Here is a 24382-nt window from a genome sequence, read left to right on the forward strand (position 1 = left end):
GGTCTTCGTCGGTCGCCGTTTGCGCCGGGTGCAGTTCCTCGTGCAGGGACCGCACCGGAGCGGGGACGGTGGCCGCGCCCGCGCCGCGGCCCGCGGTGACGTCGGCGCCGAGATCACGCAGCGTCCGGGCGGCGGACACGAGCGCGGCCGCCGGTTGGCGCAGGGACTCGGGGGACCGGGCCGAGGAGCCCGAGGCGGCCAGGGCATCGAACGCCGTGAGGTACTCGGCGGTGGCGGAGGCGAGCCGGTGCGCCCGGTCCACGACGGCCGTCTCGACGGTCATGGGGGAGCCGAGAGCGGGCGCCCACGACGGGGACGGCCCCGGCTGCTCCAGGGTGTTCTGCCGGACCTGGCGCACGAGGTGTTCCGAGCGCAGCAGGTGGGGGTTGTTGGCGATGTGCTCCAGCCTGGGCGGACCGGCGATCAGGTCGCCCGCGCCGTTCCACCGGTAGTCGTTGCCGCTCGCTCCGCCCCGGTCCGTGCTCTTCGCGTACACGACGGTGTCCACCAGCCCGTCGGGGGCCAGCGCGTAGAAGAACGCGACGCCGCCGCTGCCGCCGTTCAGGTGCGCGTGCAGGGGCCTGTTGACCGTCGGGGCTCCGCGCTCCCGGATGCCGGTGAGGTCGGCCAGCCTCCTGACCACACCGAGTTCGAGTTCGGTGAAGCCGATCTTCTGTACCGTGTCCGTCAGGTGCACCCGGTCGCTCATGCTCCAGGTGGTGGGCAGGTGCGGGCGGAACGAGGCGAAGCGCCGTGCCCGTTCGCCGCGTGCCGCGTCCCATGCCGCCAGCCGGTCGCGGACCACCTCGCGCCAGGTGTGCTTGGCCGCGCCCTCGACCTCCCTGATCACCTGGTCGTAGACCCCGGGGTCGAGGACCATGTCGAGCTGCGAGACGAAGCTGCGGAAGTGCTGCTGGAAGCCGGACGGTCCCAGCATCCGCTGGAGTGCCGGGATCTCGTGGTCGAGCAGGTGTTCGTCGGCCGCGGGAAGGTGGCGTTCGAAGTAGGCGCGTGCGCTGTGCGCGGTGGAACCGCCTTCCGCGACCGTCCGCCAGTCCAGCGCGCCGGAGCGCAGCAGCGGAAGCAGTGAGGGATCGTGCGCCAGGCGTTCGGCGACGGCCTTGCCCTGGGGTCCCGACAGGGCCTCGGTGAGTTCTTCGGAGTGCTCGAACCGGTCGGGCAGGGCCTGCGGACGCGCGGGCCGGGGGGCGTCGCCGGCGGTGTTCCGCTCCGCCGGGACGGGCTGGGACTCCTGGGCCTGCGAGGGCGTAGGGCCGGCGGTGACCGGTTCGGCTGCGGCCGGGGCCGGCAGACCGCTCGTGGGCCGGTCCAGCGCGGTGATCAGCCGACCGGGATCGGCGTCGGCCAGTATCTCGTCGAACTCGGCGCCGGAGCGCATCAGGTTCCGCACCTCGGAGGCGAAGCCCGGGTCGGTGTGGGCGCGCGCCTGCCAGGCGGGCTCCCGCAGGAAGCGGCCGGCGAACAGGCCGGCGCGCTCGTCCTGCTCCGCCAGCAGGTGCGCCAGGGCCGACCGCCGCAGCAGCGGCGCGAGGGAGCGGGCCTCCTCCTCGCCCACCGGTTCCAGGCCGGAGACACGCTCCGTGAGCACCGGCCGGCGCAGCAGTTCGCGGCGGATCTGCCGGGTCAGCAGTCCGCCCAGGGCGGGGTGCCGCTGCACCAGCGCCCAGAGGGCGGGTTCCTCCTGTGCGACCTCGACCAGGGCGCGGTTGGCGCGGAACGCCCGGGCCAGCTCCGGCGTGGTGCGGACGGCGTTCAGCACGCCCCCGTCCCGCTCCAGCAGCCGCACCAGGCGCGGCTGGTCGATCAGCGCGCCGCGCAGGTCGTCCCCGCGGGCCAGTTCCTCGGCCAGGGCGGGGTACCGGCTGATGAGGGGGAGTACCCGGGAGGCGAGCAGCGCCTCCCGCGACTCTTCGGGGGTGCGGGCGAGCACGTCCACCAGGGCGGGGGCGGCCTGGGCCGTCGGCAGCACGTCCGGGTCCAGGACGCGGCCGATGAGTTCGGGGTGTGACGTCAGCCGGCTCGTCAGGGCCCGGTTTCCGACCAGGTGGGTGAAGCCCGTCTCGTCGGCCGCCACGTCCACACGCGTCGCGAGGGCCGTGACGAGTTCCGGCAGGTCGCTCAGGGAGCCCACCAGGTAGCTCATCTCGGTCACGGCCGCCAGGCGTCCCGGCGTGGCCATGATGGCCTGGACGACCGGCTCGCCGGCCTCCTGCAGTGCCGCGATGGTCTCCGGGGCCTCGATGAGCGCCAGGATCTCACCGGGCCACTTGATCATGGCCTTCGTCGCGGCGGGGCTGTGCTTGACGAATTCACGCAGGAGGCCGTTCTCGTTCCGGCTCAGTTCCCCCCTTTCCACCGAGGCGTAGTCCGGGTTCTTGGCGAGGAAGTCGATCCGGCTCCGCTGGAAGGTGGACCATACGGACGAATCTGCTGTGAATTCAGCGAAGACGACGTCCTGCTGAGCCAGGAGGTGAGGGAGACCGGAGAACTTCAGCAGGTGCGGCAGAAGGGCCGGGGTCCCCTGGATCCGGCTCAGGAGCGACGGGCGGACGGAGATGAGTTCCCGCATTTCCGAGTTGAAAAGCAGGGCTTCGGCCACGCCGGGGTTGGCGATGGCCGCGTCTCGCATGTTCTCGTCCGCCAGCACAGCGGAATAGTTGTTCCGTACCTCTGTGGTATCGGTGGCGCTGTCTGGTGAAAGCTGGGGTACGAGTTCTTCTGCGGGCGTTCGCGCGGACAGTCCGGCCGTGAGAAGCCGGACATGTTCGCTGCGTTCCAGGGTGAGCGGGAACCCCTCGGCCGTCAGGTGCGCGGGACCGCTCGCCTCTATCGCGGACAGCAGGTCGCCGCGTCGTGAAGGGTCTGCGAGAGCGGCCTGCGCGAGTGACTCCGCGTCGGTGGTGCCATGATCCCATGCCGTGGTGAACCCGGGGCGGGCGATGGCCTCGCGCAGCGCCTCGGGGAAGGTCAGGAGGGCTTCGGTCAGCGCGCTGTCCTGCCGCTCCGCCATCAGGACGTACATTCGCCCGCTGGTCAGGAGTCTGTTCCAGTGCTCCGCCGGGAGCTTGCCGAAGGAAGGCGCCAGCTGTTTCAGCATGTCGGGTGCTGAAGCTATGTTTCTCACGTAATCGGCGAATCTGTCCACAATGCTGGACCAGATGTTCGGGTGGCGGTACAGCAGCTTGATCAGTCCTGATTCCCCGGCGGTCAGGAGTCTGAAGAAGTCGGCAGGCATGGGGATGGCGATGGTGGGGGTGAAGCGGGCGGCCGCGGCCCACCAGGGTTTCGCGTCGATCAGCTCCACGCGGTCGAGGAAGTTCGAACTGATGGAGATCCAGTAGTTGACGGCGGGGCTGTTGTAGGCGGCCGCGCGCGTTCTGTTCGTCTCCAGGGCGATCATATGGTGTTGGAACGCGTACAGATGGGTGCCGCGATACGCGTAGGCCGCCATTTCGTTGCGGGCGGCGTTCTTGAGGGCGAACGCGGCCTGGAAGCCGTCCGCGGGCAGCCTGAGGTCGCCCAGCGGGCGGTTGAGGATGCGGCGCAGATGGTGAGGCCACAGGGGTGTGGGATCGGTCGGGTCGGGCTGGAGCTGCTGCACCGCTGTCATCAGCGGGCGCAGAGCGGTGGAGCGCAACTGTCCGGCGTTCTCCCTGAGCACCTTCGTCAGTGCGGTCTTCGCCGGTTCCAGAGCAGGGGCGACGGTGGCGGCGAGCCGGGCCGGCAGGTCTTCGTCGGCGACGTCGTCGTAGCGGTGCGGATCGTGGGACAGCGCGACGGCCACCTGCGGGTTGCGCGCCGCCACCGTGATACGGCTGGGGTCGGAAAGCAGCCGCAGTGCGAGGTCCGGGAGATCTTCGAGCACGTCTGTCAGACGCGAGTCAGGGTCGAGGTTCTTCAGCTGGGTGAGAGCTGAAGGGTCCGTCATGACGGTCCTGAGAATTCTGATGTCCGACAGCGCCAGAACGAGTTGACGCGGGTGGTGCGCGAGTTTCTCGTCGACGTACTGGCCGTCGATTCCGGCGAGGACCGCGCGGAAGAGTTCGGGGGTCGCCCTCTCGGGGAAGCGTGCCATCACCGAGTGCAGTGCTGCCGGAACAGCCGTCACCTGGTGCAGCTGCCAGATGCGTTCGACGGGGTCGTCCAGGCTCATCAGCACATCGGTGAATTCCCTGGAGTCGTTGACCAGATGAGCCATCACGCTGATGTGGTCGGCGACCTGAACGAGAGCGGAAAGGACGTCGATATTTCCGCCCGTACGTGCCAGCAGCCGAGGAGGGTGAGTGATGGTGGGGAAAGCGAACTCGCGGATCGTGGGGTCGGACTCGAGCCTTGATGTCACGTCATCGCGCAGGAGGACGCGTACGAGGTCGCGATAGCCGTTCTCCTGGGCGGTGTGCCATCCTTCTGGCACCTGCTCCAGGGAATGCAGCACGTTGGGAGCGTTCTCGAGTACGCGTACGAGGGCGGGCTCGCTGCCCACGATCGGCCACAGGAACCGCCCGCGGCGAGCGAGCGAGTACATGATGGGAGGTGATTCGAGAAAAACCTCGGGCCGGAATCCGGTACCTTGGTTCCTGCTCGCGTGATTGATGATATGGGCGATCGTCGACAATAGGTGGGTGAATTCGACGCTGTCGGGCTTTGCTTGCTTCCGGATGATGCCGAGAGCCGCTCTCTCCATCTCGTTCCGGAAAGGGACCGGAACGTTCGTGAATACCCTGAACGCCTCCTGGATCTCGGCCAGAGTGGTGCTGGGGATCTCGTTCTCGGCCGGCCGTGCGGGCTGGGCCGGTGCGGCGGCGGACTGGGTCGCGGCAGCCGGGGCCGATGAGTTCGCGTTCTTGGCCTTGCCCTTCTTCTTTTTCTTGGTTCCGCTCTGGTGCTCCTGCTTCTCGGGCTGGTCAGGTGCCTTCTGGTCGGAATCTCCCGACGGCCGTCCATGAGTGTCGAGAACCTGTTGGATCCGGTCCCGTTCCCCGGGGGAGATGTCCTCTCGCCTCAGTTCCCGTTCGAGTACCTCCCTCTGCGGGCCCTGGTCGATGCGCGAGGCCATGACGGTGACGGGGCTCTGCCTCGTGCGGGAGTGATGATGCGCGGCGGTCCATGCCGCAGCGATCAGGGGGAGCGCCTGCTGAAGACGCGCTCGCACCTCGGGCGGAACGGGGGTGGCGGACGGCTGGGGCCGGTCGAGGAGGGAACGGACGCGTTCGTGCAGCTGCTGCAGCCGGCGCGGCACCGAGGAGGGCAGTCCTCCGCCCTGGGCGACATACCGGGCGGTGAGCCCCGCGAGTTCGTTCCACTCGACGTTCGAGATCAACGGCTGGAGCGGGCGGTCCGGATACGGGTGGAGTTTGTTGATCGCCCTGGCGACGGTGACCAGGGATGTCACGAGGGGATGGCGGAGGACGTGCTCGGCCTGTTGCGGCGTGAGCGGGGCGTACTGGTTCTGTTCGACTTGCCTGTACGACTGACGGGATATGTCTGCCATCCGGTGGACGACATGGGCCATCTGGTCGTTGTCGAGGAGATGGTCCGGGTGCTTCAGGTGCCGGAGTTCCAGGAGGACCAGGGGGAAGCGAATATTTCCGTTGTTGCTGTCCAGGGCTTGGTCGTGCATGCCCACGGAGCCGAACTGGGAGACCGGACCTCCGCGGGAGGGTGCTCCCAGTATTCCGGTTCGGAAGTAGTCCTCATGCGTCGATCCCCAGTCCAGGTACTGGCTGAGGATGTCCTGCGCGTCGTCCTGTGAATTGCCCGAATAAACGCGCCGATACTCGGCTACCGTGGCCTGGAGGTGCTGCTCGAATCCGTTGCGCAGGAGGTCGAAGTTCTGCCACAGGAAGACCTGGGCGGTCAGGTCTAGGGAGTTGAGAACTTCGTTCACCGGTGTGCGCAGTGCTGCGGGGAGAAGGTTCTTGACCAGGTCATTCTTGAAGAATCGCGACTGCAGCGGACCAGCGGCGACGTGACTGGAGAGGAGCCACAGGTGACCACGCAGACCGTCCATTCCAGGCAGCCCGGAAAGGAAAGGAAGTTCCTCGCTCGCTGCGCGGCGGCTCAGCCCGAGATGTTGCGCATAGTGCCCGGCGACCTCATCGGCGAAGTCCTTGGCGGAGCGGAAGGCGTAAGCGTTCTGGGAAAGGAGGTTGTATTCTTCCGCGGCCAACTCCAGCGTCGAGATCATGCCTTCTGCGGGAAGACCGACGGTGAGCTGGGTGTATGCGGGGTGATGGGCCCCTTCGGTCGACGGGAGTACGAAGACGGAAGCGGCATCCGGGTGGAGACGCCAGTCCGGGTGGTTCAACAGCTCCCGCAGGGATATCGGCCTGTTCTCCGCGTCGGCGCGTCCGAGCAGTGAGCGGATCCAGCTGTTCATCCTCAAGCCGTCATCGATGCTCATCCGCCCGTGATCACCGGGAAGCGCGGCCAACGGCGGCAGTACGATCTCGAGAATGGGGAGCGTCGCCGGTTCAGGCCGGACGCCAGGAGTGGCGCGCAGGGCCTTCTCTTCAGAACTGTAGAGTCGGCCGTCGCCGGCCCTGAAGAAGTAGCCGTAGTCCGCCGCGATGATCACACCGGGTCCCGCGTGGGACGTCGGGGGACCGACGTACTCCGCCAGTTTGGTGTCGCCCGGAAGATGGACCCCGGGGGCGATCTGGAGGGGGTGCTGGTCCTCGACCTCCGGCCCGACAGCCCCGTACTGATGGTTGGACGCGGGGTCGGTCAGGGCCTCCGCGAGGGAGGCTGAGCCGGGCTCCCGGTGGGGTGGCAGCACCTGACCCGACGGGTCGACGAAGAGCGCGCGCGCCTCCACGGGGATCCACCGCGGCAGGTCCTCCGAGACGAGCCGCTGAGGAGTCGTCAGGTCGACCCAGACGACCCGAGGGGCGCTCTCCGGGTGCTCGGGCGCCAGGGCGTAGGCGGCCCAGGCGTGCCCGGCGCCGGCCAGGTGCCGGTTCAGGACGAACGCGGTGGTGCCCGGTGCGCGGCCGACCCTGGCCGCCACCGACTCCCAGGAGTCGACCGCCTGCCACCCCGGCCCGAGGGCCAGGGGGCTCTCCTGCGGCCGGACGCCGAGCACGGAGTCGTCGACGGTGCCCGACGGCCTGATACCGCGCGGGAAGAGGCCGGCCCTCAGCTCGTGCAGCAGCGTCAGGCATTCCTGCACCGACATGTCGTAGGGGGACTGGGTCGACCGCTCCGGTTCGAGGACATCCTCCCGGGCAGGCGACGTCCGCTGCTCGTACGCGGTCCGGATCGCGGCGCGCGCCGCCCTCTCCAGGCCGTCGGCGTCCAGCACCCGGTGGCGGACGGGGGCGACGGCGTCGCGTCCCGGCCCCTGTGCCAGGGGTTCCTCTACGAGAGGAGCATGTTCCGTCGGGGAGGCGGAGCCGTCCGAGGAGAACCACTGCACGGAGTTCTTGCGGGTGTAGTGGTTCTTGTAGACGGGTTTCTGATGGGGAAAGACGACGATGACTTTCTCTCTCCCCTCGTTGATCGGACCGTCGATCTTGTCGCGGATCGCTACTTCCTTGGGATCATTTGTCTCCCACTGACGGTGCGCCCCGTGCTGGACCTCGGGAACTGTGTTCATCGTCTCGCTCAGAACATGTTCGTATGTTCTGGGTGTGAGCGGTGAGCCGGTCGGTTTGTAGATGTCGAGCAGATCGATGTCGCTCGCGATGGGGCGGAGAGCCCGCTCCTTGTCGTACCCGTGGACGATGCCGTTGATGACGGGGAAATCCTCGGCGATCTCCTCCATGTGCTCGCGGAACTGCGCGAACTCCTCGTTGCGCTTGTCGTGATGCTTTCTGATCGCGTCCTGGAGTTCGGGCGAGTGATGCGAAATGTCGGGGAGCATCGAGTAGTAGAAGCCGGTCAGGCCGAGGTGTTTCTTCTTGAAACGCGACCGTACGATTTCACCGGTGGCTGCATCGACTTCCTCGTGCTCCAGGAAGAGGTCATAGGCAGAGATCGACTTCGACTTGATCTGGAGCGGTTTGGGCAGTGCGCCTTCCTCGAGGCGGAGGGCGGCGAACTCGTTGACCTCCCGGATGGCGTAGGCGATGTGCAGATCGCTGCTCAGCCGGCGGAACCGGGCCATGTTCTCCGCGGTGATGCCGCCCATGCCCTCGGAGTAGTCGTCCGACGGCGGTTTCCATCCGCCCCAGTCGGTGCCGAATCCGCTGCCGGTGTCCACGGTGAGGCCACCGGTGTTCCGCCGGGGTGTGTCATGTACGGGCCGGGGCGTCAGAGCCGAGTCGGGAGCAGCGGGCCGCGGCTCCGTCTCCAAGGGGGAGACGGCTTCCCAGTTGAACGGCGCGGGGGTCCGGCGGACCGGCCCCGGAGTGGTCGCCGTGGGAGCGTCCTGGGAGTCGGCGCCGAACACGGAGCCGAACTGCACGGAGTCGGGCTCGTCGGCCGAGGGCGTTCCGACGCCGCCACGGCTTCGCGACGCGAGAGCCGTGCGCAGGGACTCGACGTGTTCGGGGCTGAGATTTCCGACGAGGTCGGTGTTGTTGAGCGTGTTGGTGAGGCCCGTTTCCATGGCACTTTCCGCGTGTGCCATACGGATCTGCACATTCGGCTGATGACGCCATGGTGACTGTGCCAGCAGGGAAGCGATTCGTGGAGCCCGCTCTCCCAGGAGCCGCCACTGGTCGAAATGCGACAGGGCGGACTGCGCACGCATGATGTCCAGCGTGAGGGCTTTCGGGTCTCGGCGTATGCCCAGAAGGGAGAGGTGATCCCGCACGAGCGGGTAGAGATAATTCACCTGTCCCTGTGTCAGGGTCGGCCCGTCGAGAGGCCGGAAACCTCCGACGGGCACCGCGCCACCGAGCGTCCGGTAGAGGTCGTCGAGGACCCTGGTGGTCTCCGCATCGAAACCTCGGCCCAGGATCTTGGCCAGCCCGTACTCCGCGACGAACTCAAAGGGGTTGTTCGCCGCGTACTCGCTCACTTGGGCCGCTGCCTGGACAACTGCCGGATGGGTGAAGACCGTGTTGGTGATGTCCGCATAAGTCGTCTGGTCGGACTTGAACGACAAGAAGTGCATCCACTCATGGAGTGCGGTGCCGAGTGCGTGATCCTCCATGAGATCGTTGACGCCGCTCACCCCTGTCCCGGAGGGATTCACCTGGTTCGGGACATATTGAGCGGCAGCCATCGCACTGACGAAGATCACGTCGGGTGCGAAGAAACTGGCGAGACTGCCCGAAAGTACCGGTGCCGCGTCACGTGGGACGATGCTGAGCGAGGGCCTTCCGCCGTGGTGAACCCGCCTGATATCGAGAATGCGATGATATCTGGGCATGTAGATGTTGACCCGGGAGGGAAGCTGGAATCCGCTTCTCCGGAGGATGGTCGCAGCTGTCAGCATCTTTTCGATGCGACCGGCGAACTCGGGGTGGTCGACCATGACGTCCCCCGTGCGGGACCGGGAGTCGCGAGGAAGGTGGAGATGCATCCTCACACCCTCATGTGTCAGCTTCCACGCCCGGAGCTGCTCGGTGCTGTTTCCGTTTCCATGCTGCGGGACACGCTTGTCGCTGCGATTCAGATAGTGACTGATCTCAGGGTACTGGATGACGTGAGGTTCGAGTTCTGCGTCCCGGATGTGGTCGTGCACAAATACGCCGGCATTCTGCATGGCTGCGCCGATGAAGTACTGAAACGCCTGCCTGCTGTTCTCCTGGTGGAACTGCACCGCCTGACGGGAGAGCGAGCCGTCTTGAGTCCTGGGGTGAGCCGCCAAGAAGTAGAAAGGGTGATTCTGGTCGTAGGGGACCTGGATCGGGAGCGGCTCCCGTCGGATGTGACCGCTCAGGCGGGGCGAGAGAGCCGCGTAACCAGGCGGCAGATACGTCGATTGCTGCGGCGTGCCGGCGCCGGGCTGCGATGCCCCATGGAACATGTTGACGACGACATCCTGGGCGCCTGCCACCTCTGTCGGAACAGGTGGCTCCCCTTGTTGTTCGGAAAGACTCCTGAGCCAGGCGTGAATATCCGTGACAGGATTTTCAGAGCTCTTTCCGGAGAAATTCTCCTCGCTCTGCGTTGCGGCCAACGTTGAGCTGTCGCTCCAAGAGGCGGTCTCGGCGATCGTGTGGGAGTCGCCGACGTCGTGCGCCGCGTCGATCCCGGCCAGTGTCGTCAGCAGATCCCGGAGGGGGCCGTGGTCCGGGGTGAGCGCGCCCCGTACGAGGTCCGTGAGGTGGAAGGCGGGCTCGCCCGGGAGCACGTGTTCCGCGTCGATGAGTTCCGCGGTGACGACGACGGGCACCCGGCCCGCGATCGCACCGGCGCCGTTGAGGTAGGCGGAGAAGGCGCGGCTGATGTCCGTCTCGATGTCGTCGAGGCGGGACCAGTTGGGGGCTGCCCAGCGTTCGGCGGCCCAGTCGCCCAGGCGCGCGTCGTACCGGGGACGCGCGACCTTGACATGGACGTGCGCGTGGGATAGGGCGCCCTCGCTGACATGTGTGTGGATCGTGTAGGGCCGGCTGAGGAGGGGGGCGAGCACGTCCCGGTCGAAGCCGGACGTGTGCAGGTGGGTGTGCCGGCCGATGAGGTCGGCGTAGTCGGCGGGGGTGGCGTCCACCGGCCAGGCGGAGGGCTGGGGGGCCTGGAGGAGGCGCATGCCCGCGCCGTCCTGCGGGTGGCTCGTGTCGGTGAGGTCGAGCGTGAGGTGTGGGCGCTCGTCCGGGGTGACCTGGCGCAGCGCGACATAGCGCTGGTCCGGGTGGTGGTTGAAGCGCCGCGCGATGCCCGCGCGGGCCTGGTCCAGCACGGTGGCGGCGTGGGTCCCGGCCGCGTCGCCGGTGAACGCGACGCGGATCTCCAGTTCGGTGCGTTCGTGCCCGGTCTCGGTGTGGACGCGGCGCGCGTCGAAGAGGGGGCCGGGGGTGAGCGGTCCGCGACGCACCGGCGGCGGCGCGTAGGACCGGGCGGGACGGGAGGGTACGGGAGTCGGCGGAGCCGTCCGGTGCTCCGTGTCCTGGGTGCCGGCGGGGCGCGGCAGCTGCTCCTGGAGCTGGACGCCTTCCTGTTCGTCTTCCGGTCCGCGAACGGTGCTGCCGTCGGCCGGCACCGCGCCGGCGGTGTCCCGTTCCGGCGCGGGCTCGGGCGCGGGAGCGGGCTCGGGTGCCGGGGAGGGCGAGGGGGCGGTGGCCGTCGTCGGGGCGGTGACCTGGTCCTCGGCGGTGCCCGCGTCCGACGTGGTGCCCGGACCCACGTGTCCCGGCGATTCGGTGACGAGGCCGTCGACAGGCCGGGGGCCGGGCTGTCCGGCCGGCTGGGAGGCCGGGGTCCCGTCGCCGGGAGCGGGGCGGGGCGAGGGGGACGGAGTGGCGGCCTCCGCGGCGGTGCCTGCGGCCTCCAGGGCGGTGACGGTGGTGGTGAAGGTGTCTTCGTTGTCCTTGTCGTGGGCGAGCCAGGCGGTGATGTCGTGGTCGACCTGGGCCCAGATGGTGTCGTAGGCGGTGAGGGTCTTCTCGCGGAAGTCGTCGGCGAGCCGTTCCCGGGTGGCGTCGTCGAGGGTGTGACCGGGGTGGTCACGGTGGTGGCCGGACAGGAGGGCGTGGAAGTCGCGGGCGGCGCCGGCGGCGGCCTCCGTCAGCTCGTGCTCGTGCTGGATCCGGGAGACCAGCGTGGCGTTGAGATAGGCGGCCGACTCGTGCCAGGGACGGTTCTCGGGGGCGCGCTGGGGGCGGGCGCCCCCGGACGCCGGGGCGTCGGCCAGGTGCAGGGCGGCGGCGCGGAAGTCACGGTGGCCCAGGTGTCCGAACCAGTGGTCGGCGACGGCCTGGTCCACCGCTCGCTCCCACTGGGAACGCAGCCGCCGCTCCATCTCGTCGCTCAGGGCCAGGCCGCTGCGCAGACCGTCGAAGTGCTCGGCGAGCGCTTCGGTCAGGACGGCGTTCTGCTCGTCCAGGCGGGCCTGGCGGTAGGCGGTGTAGTCCAGGCGCGCGCGCAGCTCCTCGGGGCTGGTGTAGGACGTCGTGAGCCGGGCGAACCGGTCGTTCGTACCGGCCGGGGACGCCGAAGGTCCCTCGCCGTCCCGTTCGAAGGCGGTGTGCAGGTCCCGGTCGAGTTCGTCGCGCAGCAGGCGCCGTGTGTGCTCCGGAAGGTCCTGCGCGCCGGACAGGGCGGGGCCGTCCAGGGCGCGTTCGAAGGCCTCCAGGCCCTGGCGCGCCCACCGGGTACGTACGTTCAGCCGGGAGACGGCGGGCCGGACGTCGGCGAGCAGCCGGTGGTAGGTGTTCTCCAGGACGTGCCAGTCCGGCTCGGCGCGTTCGCCGCCGCGGCCGGTGTCGTTGACGTGCAGACCGTCCGTCGCGTCCGGGTCCCAGCCGGCGGCCTTGTCCACCGCGCGGTCGGTGATCGCGTCCAGTTCCCTGGCGAAGTGGTCCTGGAGGGCGCGCACGTGGCGCAGCATCATGCGGTCGCGCAGCTCGGTCATCGTCCGGGGGACCGTGTGCGGTTCCCCTTCGCCGAGTGCCTCCCAGAACCGGTGGGAGCCCACGAACAGGCGGCCCTCGTCCGGGTCGGCCCCGTCGTGCGGGGCGCCCGCCCCCTCCCGGCCCGCCTGGGTGCCGGCGTCGGCCACGGCCTGGCGGAAGTCCGCGTGGAAGGCGTCGGCCCACCGCACGGTCTCGGCGAGCTGGACCGCGTGCCAGCCCAGGTGCGTGCGCAGCTCCTCGGTGACCGCCCGCCACTCCGTCTCCGTCACCACCACCTCGCGCGGGTCGGTGCCCAGCCGCTGGGCCAGCCGGACCCGCAGCCGGGTGTGGGCGTCGGCCAGCTGCCGGCGGAACGACTCCTCCACCCGCACGGCCGCCACCTCGTGCGCGGTCTCCTGCGCACCGCTGTCCTCGCGCTGCTCGCCCAGCAGCGTCCGGGCGCCGAGGAACTCCTCGAACCGGGTCCCGCGCAGGGAGTCCACCGCCCCGCGGGTCTGCTCCCGCAGCGCGTCCCCGTCGAAGATCTCCGCCTCGTCGAACAGGTCGTTCCTGGCCAGCTGCTCGTGCAGATCGGCGTCCCGCGCCGTACGGAACTCCTGCCACAGCCCGTCGAGCCGTTCCCGCTCCGCCCGGCGGGCACCGCGCAGCAGCTCGCCGCCCGCGTCCACCACGTCCGCGGGGCGCTCGTGCAGGTCTCCGCCGGGAGCGGCGCGCCGGGCCAGTTCCGCCAGGCCCGCCGTCACCTGCCGGCGCACGCCGTCGGCCTCGCCCCCGGCCCGGTCGGCGATCGTGCCCGCCCGTACGTCCGCCTGCCGGGCCGCCACCTCGTCGCCGCCGACGGCGGCCTGGGAATCGAACACCTTCGCACCGGAGGCGGCCGAGTCGCCTGCGGCCCACTCGAGGCCGCGAGGCAGCCCGCTCTCCGCCGCCGGGTCCACCAGGGTCTCCTGGGAGGTCAGGGCCGCCGGCGCGGGGGGAGCCGGCGCATCCCCGTCCACCAGCGTCTCCTGGGACTGGGCAGCGCCGGGGAGCGGTCCGGTCGTGGGGTCCTCGGAGGCGGTCGGGAACAGGGCGGGGCCGGACGCGCTGCCGGCCGGCTGGTGCCGGACGTCGTCGGACGGGCCGGTGGACGTGTCGTCCGTGCGGACGGAGCCGGTCTCGCCCCCCGCGGGATCGGTTCCCCCGCCGGTACCTGCCGCGGTCCCCGGTTCCGGCGCCACGGTCCCCGTCTCCGCCGGACGGACGGTGCCACCGGTGAGGACGGTGGCCGTCGTGTCCGTGACGGAGGACGTCGTGCCGGAGGACGTCGTGCCCGGCGCGGTGCCGTGCTCGGCCCCGGAGGGAGCGCCGGGGGCGGACGGCACGTGTGCCTGGCTGTCCTGGCTGTGGGTGCGGATGGGGTGGTCGGGTGCCGCCGTGGTGTGTGTGCCGGCGGCGGGCTCCGGGGTGGGTGTGCCGGATGCGGGTGTGTGGGGGGCGGCGGGGCCGGTGTCGAGGGTGGTTCGTATGTGGTCGCGGAAGGCGGTGAGACCGGCGGCTGCCTGCGGCCAGTCGCGGCGGGCCACCGCTCGGTCGGCGCCGGCCAGCAGCCGGCGCTGTTCAGCCGGTGTGATGCCCGCTTCGCCGGCGAGCTGCCGCAGGTGCTGCATCGCCTGGAAGGCGGCCGCGGGGCGCTCCAGGATCAGGCGTGCCCGGTCGGCGTCGTCGGTGTCGTGGCGGGTCAGTTCCTCGGGCGCCTGCCAGCGGTGCAGCGACTCTTCCAGCCGGGCCCGCTGACCGGTCCCGAGCGGAGGGCGGCCGGCGCCGGACTCGGTGGCCAGGCGCGGGGCGGGGGAGAAGGACGACGGCCGGTCGCCGCTCGTCCGTGCCGGGTCGGGCGTGGTGTGGCCGACGGTGAGCCGCTCGGGGATGTCCAGGCGGACCTGACCCGACCGGGGGAACTGGGGGGCCGGGGACAGGGGCGTGGTGGTGTTCTGGCCGGTGGTGGGCAGCATGTTTCCCGGCGGCAGGGTGGTTTCGCCGGGGCGGGGGGTGCTCCGGTAGGACGGGGCCGGGGTGGAGCCGCCCTGCGGGGAGCCGCCGTCACCGGGCAGAGCGCCGCCGCCCCCGGCGGGCCCGTCCCCGCTGGGTGTGGTGTTGATCTGCGTGAGGTCGAGGCCGGTGAGGGAGGGTTTGTGCTGGGGGAGGTCGAAGCCGAGGCGGCCCTTGATCCAGTGGCCGAGCTTGGCCGCGCCGATGTGGCCGACCGCGCTGCCGAACGCGGCGCCCGCACCGCCGGCGGTGGTCATCCAGGAGGTGGTGAACTTGCCCTGCTCGTTCAGGTTGAAGAAGCCCTCCGACAGGTTCATCGCACCGGCCTGGAGCCCGGCCTCCGGGAAGGCCCGTACGAACTTCATCCACGACGACGACGGCAGCGCCCCGGCCAGTTCGTGCGAGAGCGCGTTGCGCACGCCGCCCATGCCGGACGGCATCCAGTGCAGCGTGCCCTCCAGCTCCCGGCCCAGCGCCTTGGGACCGCGGCCCGCGTGCGCCATGAAGGTGTCCGCCCACAGCCGGCCCGCCTCCCGCGCCTGGCGCCAGCCCAGCCGCTCGCCGAAGGCCCGCGCGAACTGGTCCCCCACCGCGTTGCGGAACGTCTGCCGCCCCGCGCGCCCCACCACCTCGTTCTGCAGGCGCACGGCCATCGGGACCGTCAGACGCCCGATCTCGCGCCCGAACCAGTTGCCGCTCACCAGCTCGCGGTTGAGCGGATCGTTCCACAACTCGCGCAGCGCCTTCTCGTCGAAGGACTTCGCAGGACCGAGGAGGGCCTGCTTCCCGCCCAGGGCCGCCTTCCCCCCGCCGACGGCCGCCTTCTGTCCGCCCAGGGCCGCCTTTCCCCCGCCCACAAGGGCGCTGTCGCCGCCCGCGGCGGCCGTCTTGCCGCCACTGCGTGCCGGGGTCGCGGTGGGACCGTGCAGGCTCTCCCCGATGATCTGCTGGATGTTCTTGACCGCCTTCGGCCCGAAGAAGGGCAGCTTCCCGATGCCCTTGCCGATCGGTCCCATCACGAACGGCACCAGCGAGGACACCGCGCCCTGGATGGCGCCGAACTTCAGCGACTGGTCACGGTACTCGTCCCCGTGGGCGGTGTGCTTGCCCTGCGCCGCCAAAACCCACCGGGTCAGACCGTCCAGGGCCGCGGCGAGCACGACGTTCATCGTCATGATGGACGCGGTCTGCGCCGCGGTGCGGGCCAGGAACTGCGTCAGCTCCGTCGTGAACAGCTCTCTGAAGAACGTGTCCAGAGCCAGTTTCTCGAACGCCGCCTGGATCGGGTTGAAGACCTCCAGGACGGCGATGAGAGCCAGCTCCGCGAAGAACAGGACCACCTGCTCCACGATCATCATGTTCGTGTAGTCGAGCTGGTAGGCGAACTCGTTGCCGGCGTCCGCCAGCTGCAGCGCGGTGTCCTTCAACCCCTTCACATAGTCGGAGCCGTCCCCCGAGGTGAGCTGCGAGACCGCCTGCGCGTACGCCTGCATCGCCTCACCCTGCGCCCCCTTGACCGTGGCACCGGTGATGTCCCCCAGCGCGCCCTCCAGACCGGTCAGGAAGCGTGCGAGCTCCAGGTGCGGGACCACGATCTCCGCCCGCACCCGCTCGGCGGAGCCCTCGGGGATCGACATCCCCGACAGCGCGATCACCAGACCATTGACCACCGGGTCCACAGCCACCGAAAACCACCCGCAAGCACACATCAGCCGACGGAACAGGCCGTCGCGTGATCGCGTCCACAGCGCCTGTGCCGTGGAGGGTAAGCACCCTCTTCACCTCACACGATTCTCGCGGCGGAAAAGTTCACGGCGGGCAGGCGCATGGATCGAGCCACACCGGGAGCCGCGGTGTCCACGGGCGGCGGACATGTGTCCGGAGGAACGACAAAGGGCGTGTCCTGGCGCGGGAGGACCGGGCGCCGGGACACGCCCTGACGAGCGCGGGCAGGGGGTCAGCCGCGGGAGGCGCCGGCGCCGTCCGCGGCCGCGTCCTGCCCCTCCACCGGTTCGACCAGGGAGTACATCACCGACCGCTGCTGCTTGTGCCGCCGGATGCGGCCCTTGGCGACCAGGGCTTCCAGGGTGTTGCGCACCACCTGCGGCGTCGGGTTGCGGTCCGGGTGCTTCTCCAGGAGTTCGTCGCGCAGTTCCTTGGCCAGGCGCGGCTCCTCGTACTGGCCGAGCAGCTCCCGCAGGAGGTCCCCGAGCAGAGGCTGACGCGACTTCCCCTTCGCGGCAGTCCTCGGGGCGGTGCGGCCGGTGCGTGCGGCGGGGGTGCCGCGGGTCGCCGCCGTACGGCGAGCCGGCGCGCCCGTCCCAGGAACGGCTCCGCTGCCGGACTCCTCGGGTGTGAGAGCAGGCTCCCCCTGGGCCTGCTCGGGCAGGCGAGACGGGTCCGACGACGCCTCATACCGCTCCGCGAGGGTCAGGATGTCGACCAGGAGACCTTCCTCCTGCTTCAACATCTTGATCTTCTCGGCCAGTTCCTGCTGCCGACGGCGATTCTCCTCAAGGTCCGACGCGGCCTGTTCGACATACCGCGATCGGAGGGTGGCGGCTGATTGGCTGGTCACAACCGTTCACTCCTTTGTATTTGGATGACGTTGCGCATGGTACCCACGCCGGGGGACCTGTGCTCAGGAGTGCGCTCCACGGAAACCGGGCGGACGACGTGTCGACTGTGTGAACCGGTGTGCCGTCCCGCACAACGGCCCCTGTTCCGTTGCCGCTCCGGTGTACTCGCCTGCGATTCGGAAAACCTCCTCCAGGAGAAACTTTCCCCCGAACGATGTCCCGGAACCCGGTCGGCTCCGCATCGCGCCGCTCGGTGCCCCGCGCGGGGCACGACCGTTCAGCGCTGCGCGCGCTCGTACGCTTGACCTGCGGCTTCCTTGACGGATCCGCGGTGCACCGGGCCGTGACCCGGCACGACGACATCCGCCTCCACCCCTTCGAGTGTGGTCAGGGCACCCACGGCGGAGGCACGGTCGGTGTGGAACATGTCGGGCAGCAGCTGGGGGCCGGAGGTCCTCGACGTCGGGTGCGCGGTGACCAGTGCGTCGCCGCTGATCAGGATGCCGCTGCGGGGCAGGTGGTAGGCGCAGTGACCCTTGGTGTGCCCCGGAGTGTGCACGGGAACCGGGGAGCCGGGCAGGTCCAGCGGCCCCGGCGCGGGAAACGCCAGGGGCCCGGCCACCGGGACGTGCTCCGTTCCGCCGGCCCGCAGCGCGTGCAGGGCCCACGGAAGCACACCCGGGCGCCACGCCTGGGCGAGCACCTGGCCGATGGACACCTGGTCCAGGAAGTCGCGGCGGGCGTGCGGCACCTCGTCCTCGTGCATCAGGACGGGCACGCCATGAGCTGCCCGGAGCCGTTCGGCCGCTCCGATGTGGTCGTTGTGCGCGTGCGTCACCAGGACGGCGGCCACCGACTCCGGACGCAGTCCGACCCTGTCCAGCGACGCCAGCACGGCGTCGTGGTCGCCGGGATAACCGGAGTCGACCAGGACGCAGCTGTCCCCCTCCTTGACGATCACCCAGTTGGTGTTGCTCCCGGTGACCGCGTACACCTCGTCACCGACGTGCACGACGTCCTCGTCGCGCAGATCCTTCGGCATGTCTTCCCTCCCTCGGTGGGGCCGGCGGATCCGCATGCGGTCCTTCGGCCCTCCCCGCGAGAAACCGGCAGGTGGACAGGGCCCGTCGTGCAGCCCGGCGGCCGAGACGTGTGCCCGCCGCGGTCCTCGCGGCGGGCACGGATCGTGCCGCACGGGTGCTCAGCGAGCGCGAGCACCGCATGCGGAGTGTGTCATGCGCGGTCGGGGCCGGCGTGTCCGGCCGGGTTCTTCTCCAGGTCCGCGGGGACGGCCCCGGGCGGGCCGAGGATGATGTCGCCGAGTTCCTCGGTGACCGCCTGGAACAGGCCCATGTCCCATTCGGTCTCGGAGGTCGCCAGGTGCGCCGGGGTCCCGCTGCGGCGGATGAGTTCCGCGAACGCGGCCGGGGAGGTGATGTTGAGGGACCGTGCGCCCTCCGGGCCCGCCTTGATCGTGTGCGGGGTGTTCATCGGGATGGCGTAGAAGTCGCCGGACCGCAGCGTGAACGTGTCGGGGCCGGCCCACACCGTCAGACTGCCCTCGACGACCCAGATCCGCTCCTCGTAACCCGTGTGCAGGTGCAGCGGCGTGCCCGCGTCGGCGGGCAGGACGATGTCCGAGAGGTCGTGCCTGCCGTCCGTCTCCTCCGCGGACGTGAGGATGGACATGCGCAGGTGCTGCCCGAGGACGAACTGGCGGTCCTGCGGTACCGGCGGCGGCGAGGGAAAGTTGCTCACGAGGACGGGATCCTGACTGGGTGTGAGGATGACTCCAGGTCCGGACGGCGCGCAGGGTGTGTGCGCGGGCGAGCGCCCGGACCGAGTCGCTGTTGACACAGGGACCCTATACCCCGGGCACACTTCCCAGGGACCGATCGGCCGTGGCGACACATATTTTCGGCACGGGAGAAACCTGGCAGGGTGCCTCCTGGACAGGGCGGAGGGTGCCCGGCCGTATCCGTGGTCCTGGCGGCGGCCACACGCCTCCACTGGACGCGGTGCGCGCCCGCAGCGCTCCTAGCGGGATCCCTCGTTTCCCGGGTCAGCGGGTCCCTGAGTTCTCCCGGGCCTCGGGTCCCTGCGGTCCCTCGGGCAGCGGGTCCCTGAGTTCCCGGGGTCCCGGGCTCCGGCCCGCCCGGCGGTCCCTCGGCCCCCGCGTCCGGGAGCCTTGCGGTCCCCGGCCCGCCCGGCGGTCCGGTCGCCATCGGCCGGGGGGATCTGGCCCCGGGTGGGGCCGGCGCCGCTGCCCGGGTTGTGGTGCGGCCGGTGGCGGGCCTCGTCCGGCACCGGCCGTCGCGGTCGTGAAGCCGGCGCACCGCGGCCGGCGGCGCCCACGGTTCCGCCAGCTCCGGAACCGCCGCACGGCTCGCCCGCACCCGTACGCTCCGGCAACGAGCGCGCCAGGCCCCGAGCGTCGGTGAACCGGCCGCGCCGTCCCAGCTCTTGACAGATGCACCTCCTCGACACAGCCTATGGCCACACCTATGGCAACGTTGTCAGACCCGGGCGGGGCAGCCCCGCGCCAGGCCGCTCGTGCCACCCGCCCACCCTGTGATTGGACGACTCACATGGCCGACCAGGCGAGTCCATCGCACCGCCCCTCCCGGCGCACCGTCGTGGCCACCGGCTCGACACTGCTGGCCGGGTTCAGCCTCGGCACGGTGTTCCCGGCGGCCGCGGCCGGAGCCGAGCGCGCCGGGCAGCCGGCCGCCTCCGCCTCCTCCGCCCCCGCCTCCGGTGAACTCGCCGCGTACCGCCCGGTCGAGGTCTCCTCACAGGCGTACGCGCCCACCCCGGCCGAGTTCGCGGTGGACGGCATCGGCGCACAGGGGGTGCGCGGCACCGGCTGGCGCGCGGAGGCGGGCGACCCGCAGTGGATCTCGGTCGACCTCCAGGCGGAGTGCCGGGTCGACTGGATCCGGCTGACCTTCGAGGCCGACGCGAGCGACCCGGTGTTCACCCCGCCGAGCGACGGCAACCCGCACCAGGGCACCACCGGCAAGGAGATCCAGTCGAGCTACGCGACGGAGTTCGTCGTCGAGACCTCCCGGGACCGTGCGTCCTGGACGAGCGTGTACCGGACCACCGCGGGCACCGGCGGCCGGGTCGACATCCAGTTGCCGAGGCCCGTCACCGCCCGCTGGGTGCGCATGACGGCCCGCAGGCGCTCCAGCCCCAACCCGCTGGGCGTCAACGGCTTCGAGGTGTACGGCGCCGTCCACGGCAGGCGCCCCGCCGTCACCGGCTGGACCGACTGGGGCACCCACCACACCCCCGCCCCGCCGCTCGCCGTCGCCGCCGACGGCACCGTGCCCCTGGAATCCGGCTGGACCCTCACCCTGGACGACCGGGCCGGCGGCGACGGCGCCCACCTGTCCACGTCCGGCGTGGACACCAGCACTTGGCTGCCCGCCACCGTGCCCGGCACCGTCCTGGGCTCCCTCGTCGACCAGGGCAAGCTGCCCGACCCGGTCGCCGGACTGAACAACCTGCACGTCCCCGAGGCACTGTCCCGCCACTCCTGGTGGTACCGGCGCGACTTCGACCTGCCCGCAGGCCTGCGCACCGGCGCCGGACGGCACGTCTGGCTGGAGTTCGACGGCGTCAACCACCAGGCGGAGATGTGGCTCAACGGCCGGCAGGCCGGCACCCTCACCTTCCCCTTCGCCCGCTGTGCCCACGACGTCACCGGGCTCCTCTCCTCCGACGGCCGCAACGCGCTCGCGGTGAAGATCACCCCCATGCCGGTCCCCGGCAGCCCCGGTGACAAGGGCCCCGACGGCTCGGCCTGGGTGGACGCCGGCGCCGACCAGATGAACCGCAACTCGCCGACGTACCTGGCCTCCTCGGGCTGGGACTGGATGCCCGCCGTCCGGGACCGCGGCGCGGGCATCTGGAACCACGTGCGGCTCAGATCCACCGGGCACCTCGTCATCGGCGACCCCCGCGTGGACACCGTGCTGCCGGACCTGCCCGACCTGTCGGCCGCCGAAGTGACCGTCACCGTCCCGGTCCGCAACGCCGACACCGCCGACCACAGCACCACCGTCACCGCCGCCTTCGACGGCATACGTGTCTCGCGTACGGTCACCGTCCCCGCGGGCAGGAGCGTCGACGTCACCTTCGCGCCGGACGCCTACTCCCGCCTGCGGATCAAGAACCCCCGCCTGTGGTGGCCCAACGGCCTGGGCGAACCCGTCCTGCACGACCTCACCCTCACCGCCGAGGCCGGCGGGACCCTCAGCGACCGGCGCACCACCCGCTTCGGCATCCGCCAGTTCGGCTACGAGCACCACACCCCGCTGCCCTTCACCCCCTCCGCCGACGCCTGCACGCAGTCCGTCGACCTCGGCGCACAGCACGCCCGGTACGTACGGATCCGCTGTCTGACCCGGGCGACCGACTGGGGCAGCTCGCTGTGGGCGCTGTCGGTGTACGACAGCGCCCGGCCGGGCACCGACCTCGCCCTGCACGCGCCCGCGGACGCCTCCAGCCAGGACCAGGACGACCACGGCCCGGGCAACGCCACCGACGGCGACGCGGGCACCCGCTGGGCCTCCGCCTGGCAGAACGACCAGTGGATCCGCGTCGACCTCGGCTCGTCCCAGGACTTCGACCGCCTCGGCCTGGTGTGGGAGCAGGCGTACGCGCGGACGTTCGTCGTGCAGGTCTCCGACGACGGGACCGACTGGACGGACGCCGAGTCCGTGGACAACACGGCGGTGCCGCTCCCCTTCAACAGCGGCGACGCCAGCCTGCGGGTCACCGACTTCGCCCCGCGCACCGCCCGCTACCTGCGTCTGGAGTGCGGGCTGCGCAACACCAGCTGGGGCAACTCCCTGTGGTCGCTCGCCGTCGTCGACAGCGCCGCGCCCGGCACCGACCTCGCCCTGCACCGCACGGCGAGTGCCTCCAGCGAGGAGGACGGCCACCCGGCCGCGCACGCCACCGACGGCAACCCCGGCACCCGCTGGTCCTCCGCCTACGAGGACCACCAGTGGATCCAGGTCGACCTCGGCTCGGCCCGCCGCTTCGACCGGGTCGCGGTCCTGTGGGAGCAGGCGTACCCGAAGACGTACACCGTCAAGGTGTCCGACGACGGGAACACCTGGAGCGAGGTCACCACCGTCTCCAACACACCCGAACCGCTGAAGATCAGCGTCAACGGCGTGCGGGTGCTGGTGCGCGGCGGCAACTGGGGCTGGGACGAACTGCTGCGCCGCATGCCCGCCGACCGGATGGACACGGCGGTGCGCATGCACCGCGACATGAACTTCACGATGATCCGCAACTGGGTCGGCAGCAGCAACCGCGAGGAGTTCTACGCCGCCTGCGACGCGCACGGCATCCTGGTGTGGAACGACTTCCCCAACGCCTGGGGCATGGACCCGCCGGACCACGACGCCTACAACGCCATCGCCCGCGACACCGTCCTGCGCCACCGCATCCACCCGAGCGTCGCCGTGTGGTGCGGCGCCAACGAGGGCAACCCGCCCGCCGCGATCGACCAGGGCATGCGCGAGGCCGTCGAGCAGGGGGCGCCCGGCATCCTCTACCAGAACAACTCCGCCGGCGGCATCGCCACGGGCGGCGGCCCCTACGGCTGGGTCGAGCCCGCCCGCTACTTCGACCCCGCCACCTACGGCAGCAAGAACTTCGGCTTCCACACCGAGATCGGCATGCCCGTCGTCTCCACCGCCGCCAGCACCCGCCGCATGACCGGCGGCGAACCCGAGTGGCCCATCGGCGGCGCCTGGTACTACCACGACTGGAGCGAGCACGGGAACCAGGCACCGCAGAACTACAAGGCGGCCATCGAGGCCCGCCTGGGCACCGCCCGCGACCTGGACGACTTCACGGCCAAGGCGCAGTTCGTCAACTACGAGAACTTCCGCGCCATGTTCGAGGCGTGGAACGCCCACCTGTGGGACGACGCCAGCGGCCTGATGCTCTGGATGTCCCACCCGGCCTGGCACAGCACCGTCTGGCAGACCTACGACTACGACTTCGACGTCAACGGCGCCTACTACGGGGCCCGCACCGCCTGCGAGCCGCTGCACGTCCAGGCGGACCCGGTCGAGGGCGAGGTCATCGCGGTCAACCACACCCGGGCGGCGCTGCGCGGGGCCACGGTGACGGCCGAGACGTACGGCCTCGACGGCCGCCGGACCGGACCGGCCCGCAGCACACGTGTCGACGTCCGGGCCGCCGCCACCACGCGGGCGTTCACCGCCGTCTTCACCGACGACCTGCCCGACCTGCACCTGCTGCGCCTCACACTGAGGAGCGCCGGGGGAGAGACGCTGTCGCGCAACACCTACTGGCGCTACCGCACACCGGAGGCGATGCGCGCGCTCAACCGGCTCAAGCAGGTCAGGCTGGCGGTGTCCGCCACCCACGTCGTCCGCGACGGCGACCGCCGCGAGGCGACGGCCACCGTCCGCAACCAGGGGTCCGCCGTCGCCGCGATGGTCCGGCTGTCCCTGCTGGACGCCCACGGCGGCGACCGGGTGCTGCCCACGCTCTACGGCGACAACTACCTGTGGCTGCTGCCCGGGGAGGCGCGGACGGTCACCCTGTCCTGGGCCGCGGGGGCACTGCCGTCGGGCCGCGGGACGCTGCACGCGGAGGGGTACAACACACAGCCGGTCGGCGTCCGCGTCTGACCGGCCGCCCCGTCCTGCCCGCCGGGAAGACACATGTCAGGAGCCGGACTCCTTGTTCGTCGGTCATGTGTTCCCTAGCATGTGTCTGCCCGGCAGCTTCCTTCACCCCAAGAGGTGTATTTCCTTGTCTGTCAGATCTGTTTCCCTGCGCGCCGCCGCCACCTTCGTCGGAGCGGCGGCCCTGGCCTCCGGTGCCCTGCTGTCGAGCGGTCCGGCGCAGGCGGCGACCGCCTCCATCGGCGCGGGGCGTGTGCAGCTGTGCGCCCAGGGGAACTACGCGGCCTACCTGGTGTTCAACACCGCTGCGCAGGACCAGTCGGCGACGGCCACCGCCACGGTCGCCCAGGGGACCTGCCAGACCTTCGACATCGCGAACTACGGTGGCGGAAGGCAGACCGGCATCAGCGTGTTCGGGAAGTTCAACACCAGCAACAGCTCCTTCTACGTCGACGGGTTCAACGTCGATCCCACGGGCAGCGGCTGGAAGCTCTTCGCCAGGGGGACGACGGCGGATGGCGGTGCCGCCGCCTACCTGGTGATCGAAGCCCAGCCACGCAGCTGAGCCGGAAGCAGAGATCCCGCTCGGCCCGAGGGGCGAGCG

General features: G+C 70.6%; 6 protein-coding genes (1 of these 6 running past the window's edge). 2 read left to right on the forward strand and 4 right to left on the reverse strand.

The genetic code is table 11. From position 1 onward, the window contains the following. The 4 genes from AC6I72_RS36230 to AC6I72_RS36245 form a co-directional block, all read right to left on the reverse strand. Nucleotides 1–16201: the 5' end (the start) of a hypothetical protein gene (locus AC6I72_RS36230; RefSeq protein WP_498005879.1), read on the reverse strand. 20399 nt of this gene lie to the left of the window's left edge; only the first 16201 of its 36600 coding nucleotides appear in the window; it begins with the start codon at nucleotides 16199–16201; its stop codon lies off the left edge, out of view. 272 nt (nucleotides 16202–16473) lie between these two features. Beyond that, entirely contained in the window at nucleotides 16474–17094 is a 621-nt protein-coding gene (locus tag AC6I72_RS36235) for a hypothetical protein (RefSeq protein WP_498005881.1), read from the reverse strand. 278 nt (nucleotides 17095–17372) lie between these two features. Continuing rightward, on the reverse strand, nucleotides 17373–18137 hold the full coding sequence (locus AC6I72_RS36240; RefSeq protein WP_498005882.1) for an MBL fold metallo-hydrolase: 765 nt from the start codon (nucleotides 18135–18137) through the stop codon (nucleotides 17373–17375). A 191-nt stretch (nucleotides 18138–18328) separates the two neighbouring features. Next, nucleotides 18329–18853, reverse strand: coding sequence for a cupin domain-containing protein (locus tag AC6I72_RS36245; RefSeq protein WP_498005884.1), 525 nt, complete (start codon nucleotides 18851–18853; stop codon nucleotides 18329–18331). Nucleotides 18854–19683: 830 nt separating this feature from the next. Here AC6I72_RS36245 and AC6I72_RS36250 point away from each other — a divergent pair. Beyond that, nucleotides 19684–23781, forward strand: coding sequence for a discoidin domain-containing protein (locus tag AC6I72_RS36250; RefSeq protein WP_498005885.1), 4098 nt, complete (start codon nucleotides 19684–19686; stop codon nucleotides 23779–23781). A 124-nt stretch (nucleotides 23782–23905) separates the two neighbouring features. Next, nucleotides 23906–24343 (forward strand): hypothetical protein, encoded by a 438-nt coding sequence (locus AC6I72_RS36255; protein ID WP_498005886.1) that lies wholly within the window; start codon nucleotides 23906–23908, stop codon nucleotides 24341–24343. The last annotated feature ends 39 nt before the right edge of the window (nucleotides 24344–24382 follow it).

It is taken from the genome of Streptomyces sp. Xyl84, assembly GCF_059731885.1.

Excerpts from the sequence above, each read along its gene's own strand:
- AC6I72_RS36250 (WP_498005885.1), top strand. The coding sequence starts at position 19,684 with ATGGCCGACCAGGCGAGTCCATCGCACCGCCCCTCCCGGCGCACCGTC.
- AC6I72_RS36240 (WP_498005882.1), bottom strand. The coding sequence starts at position 18,137 with ATGCCGAAGGATCTGCGCGACGAGGACGTCGTGCACGTCGGTGACGAG.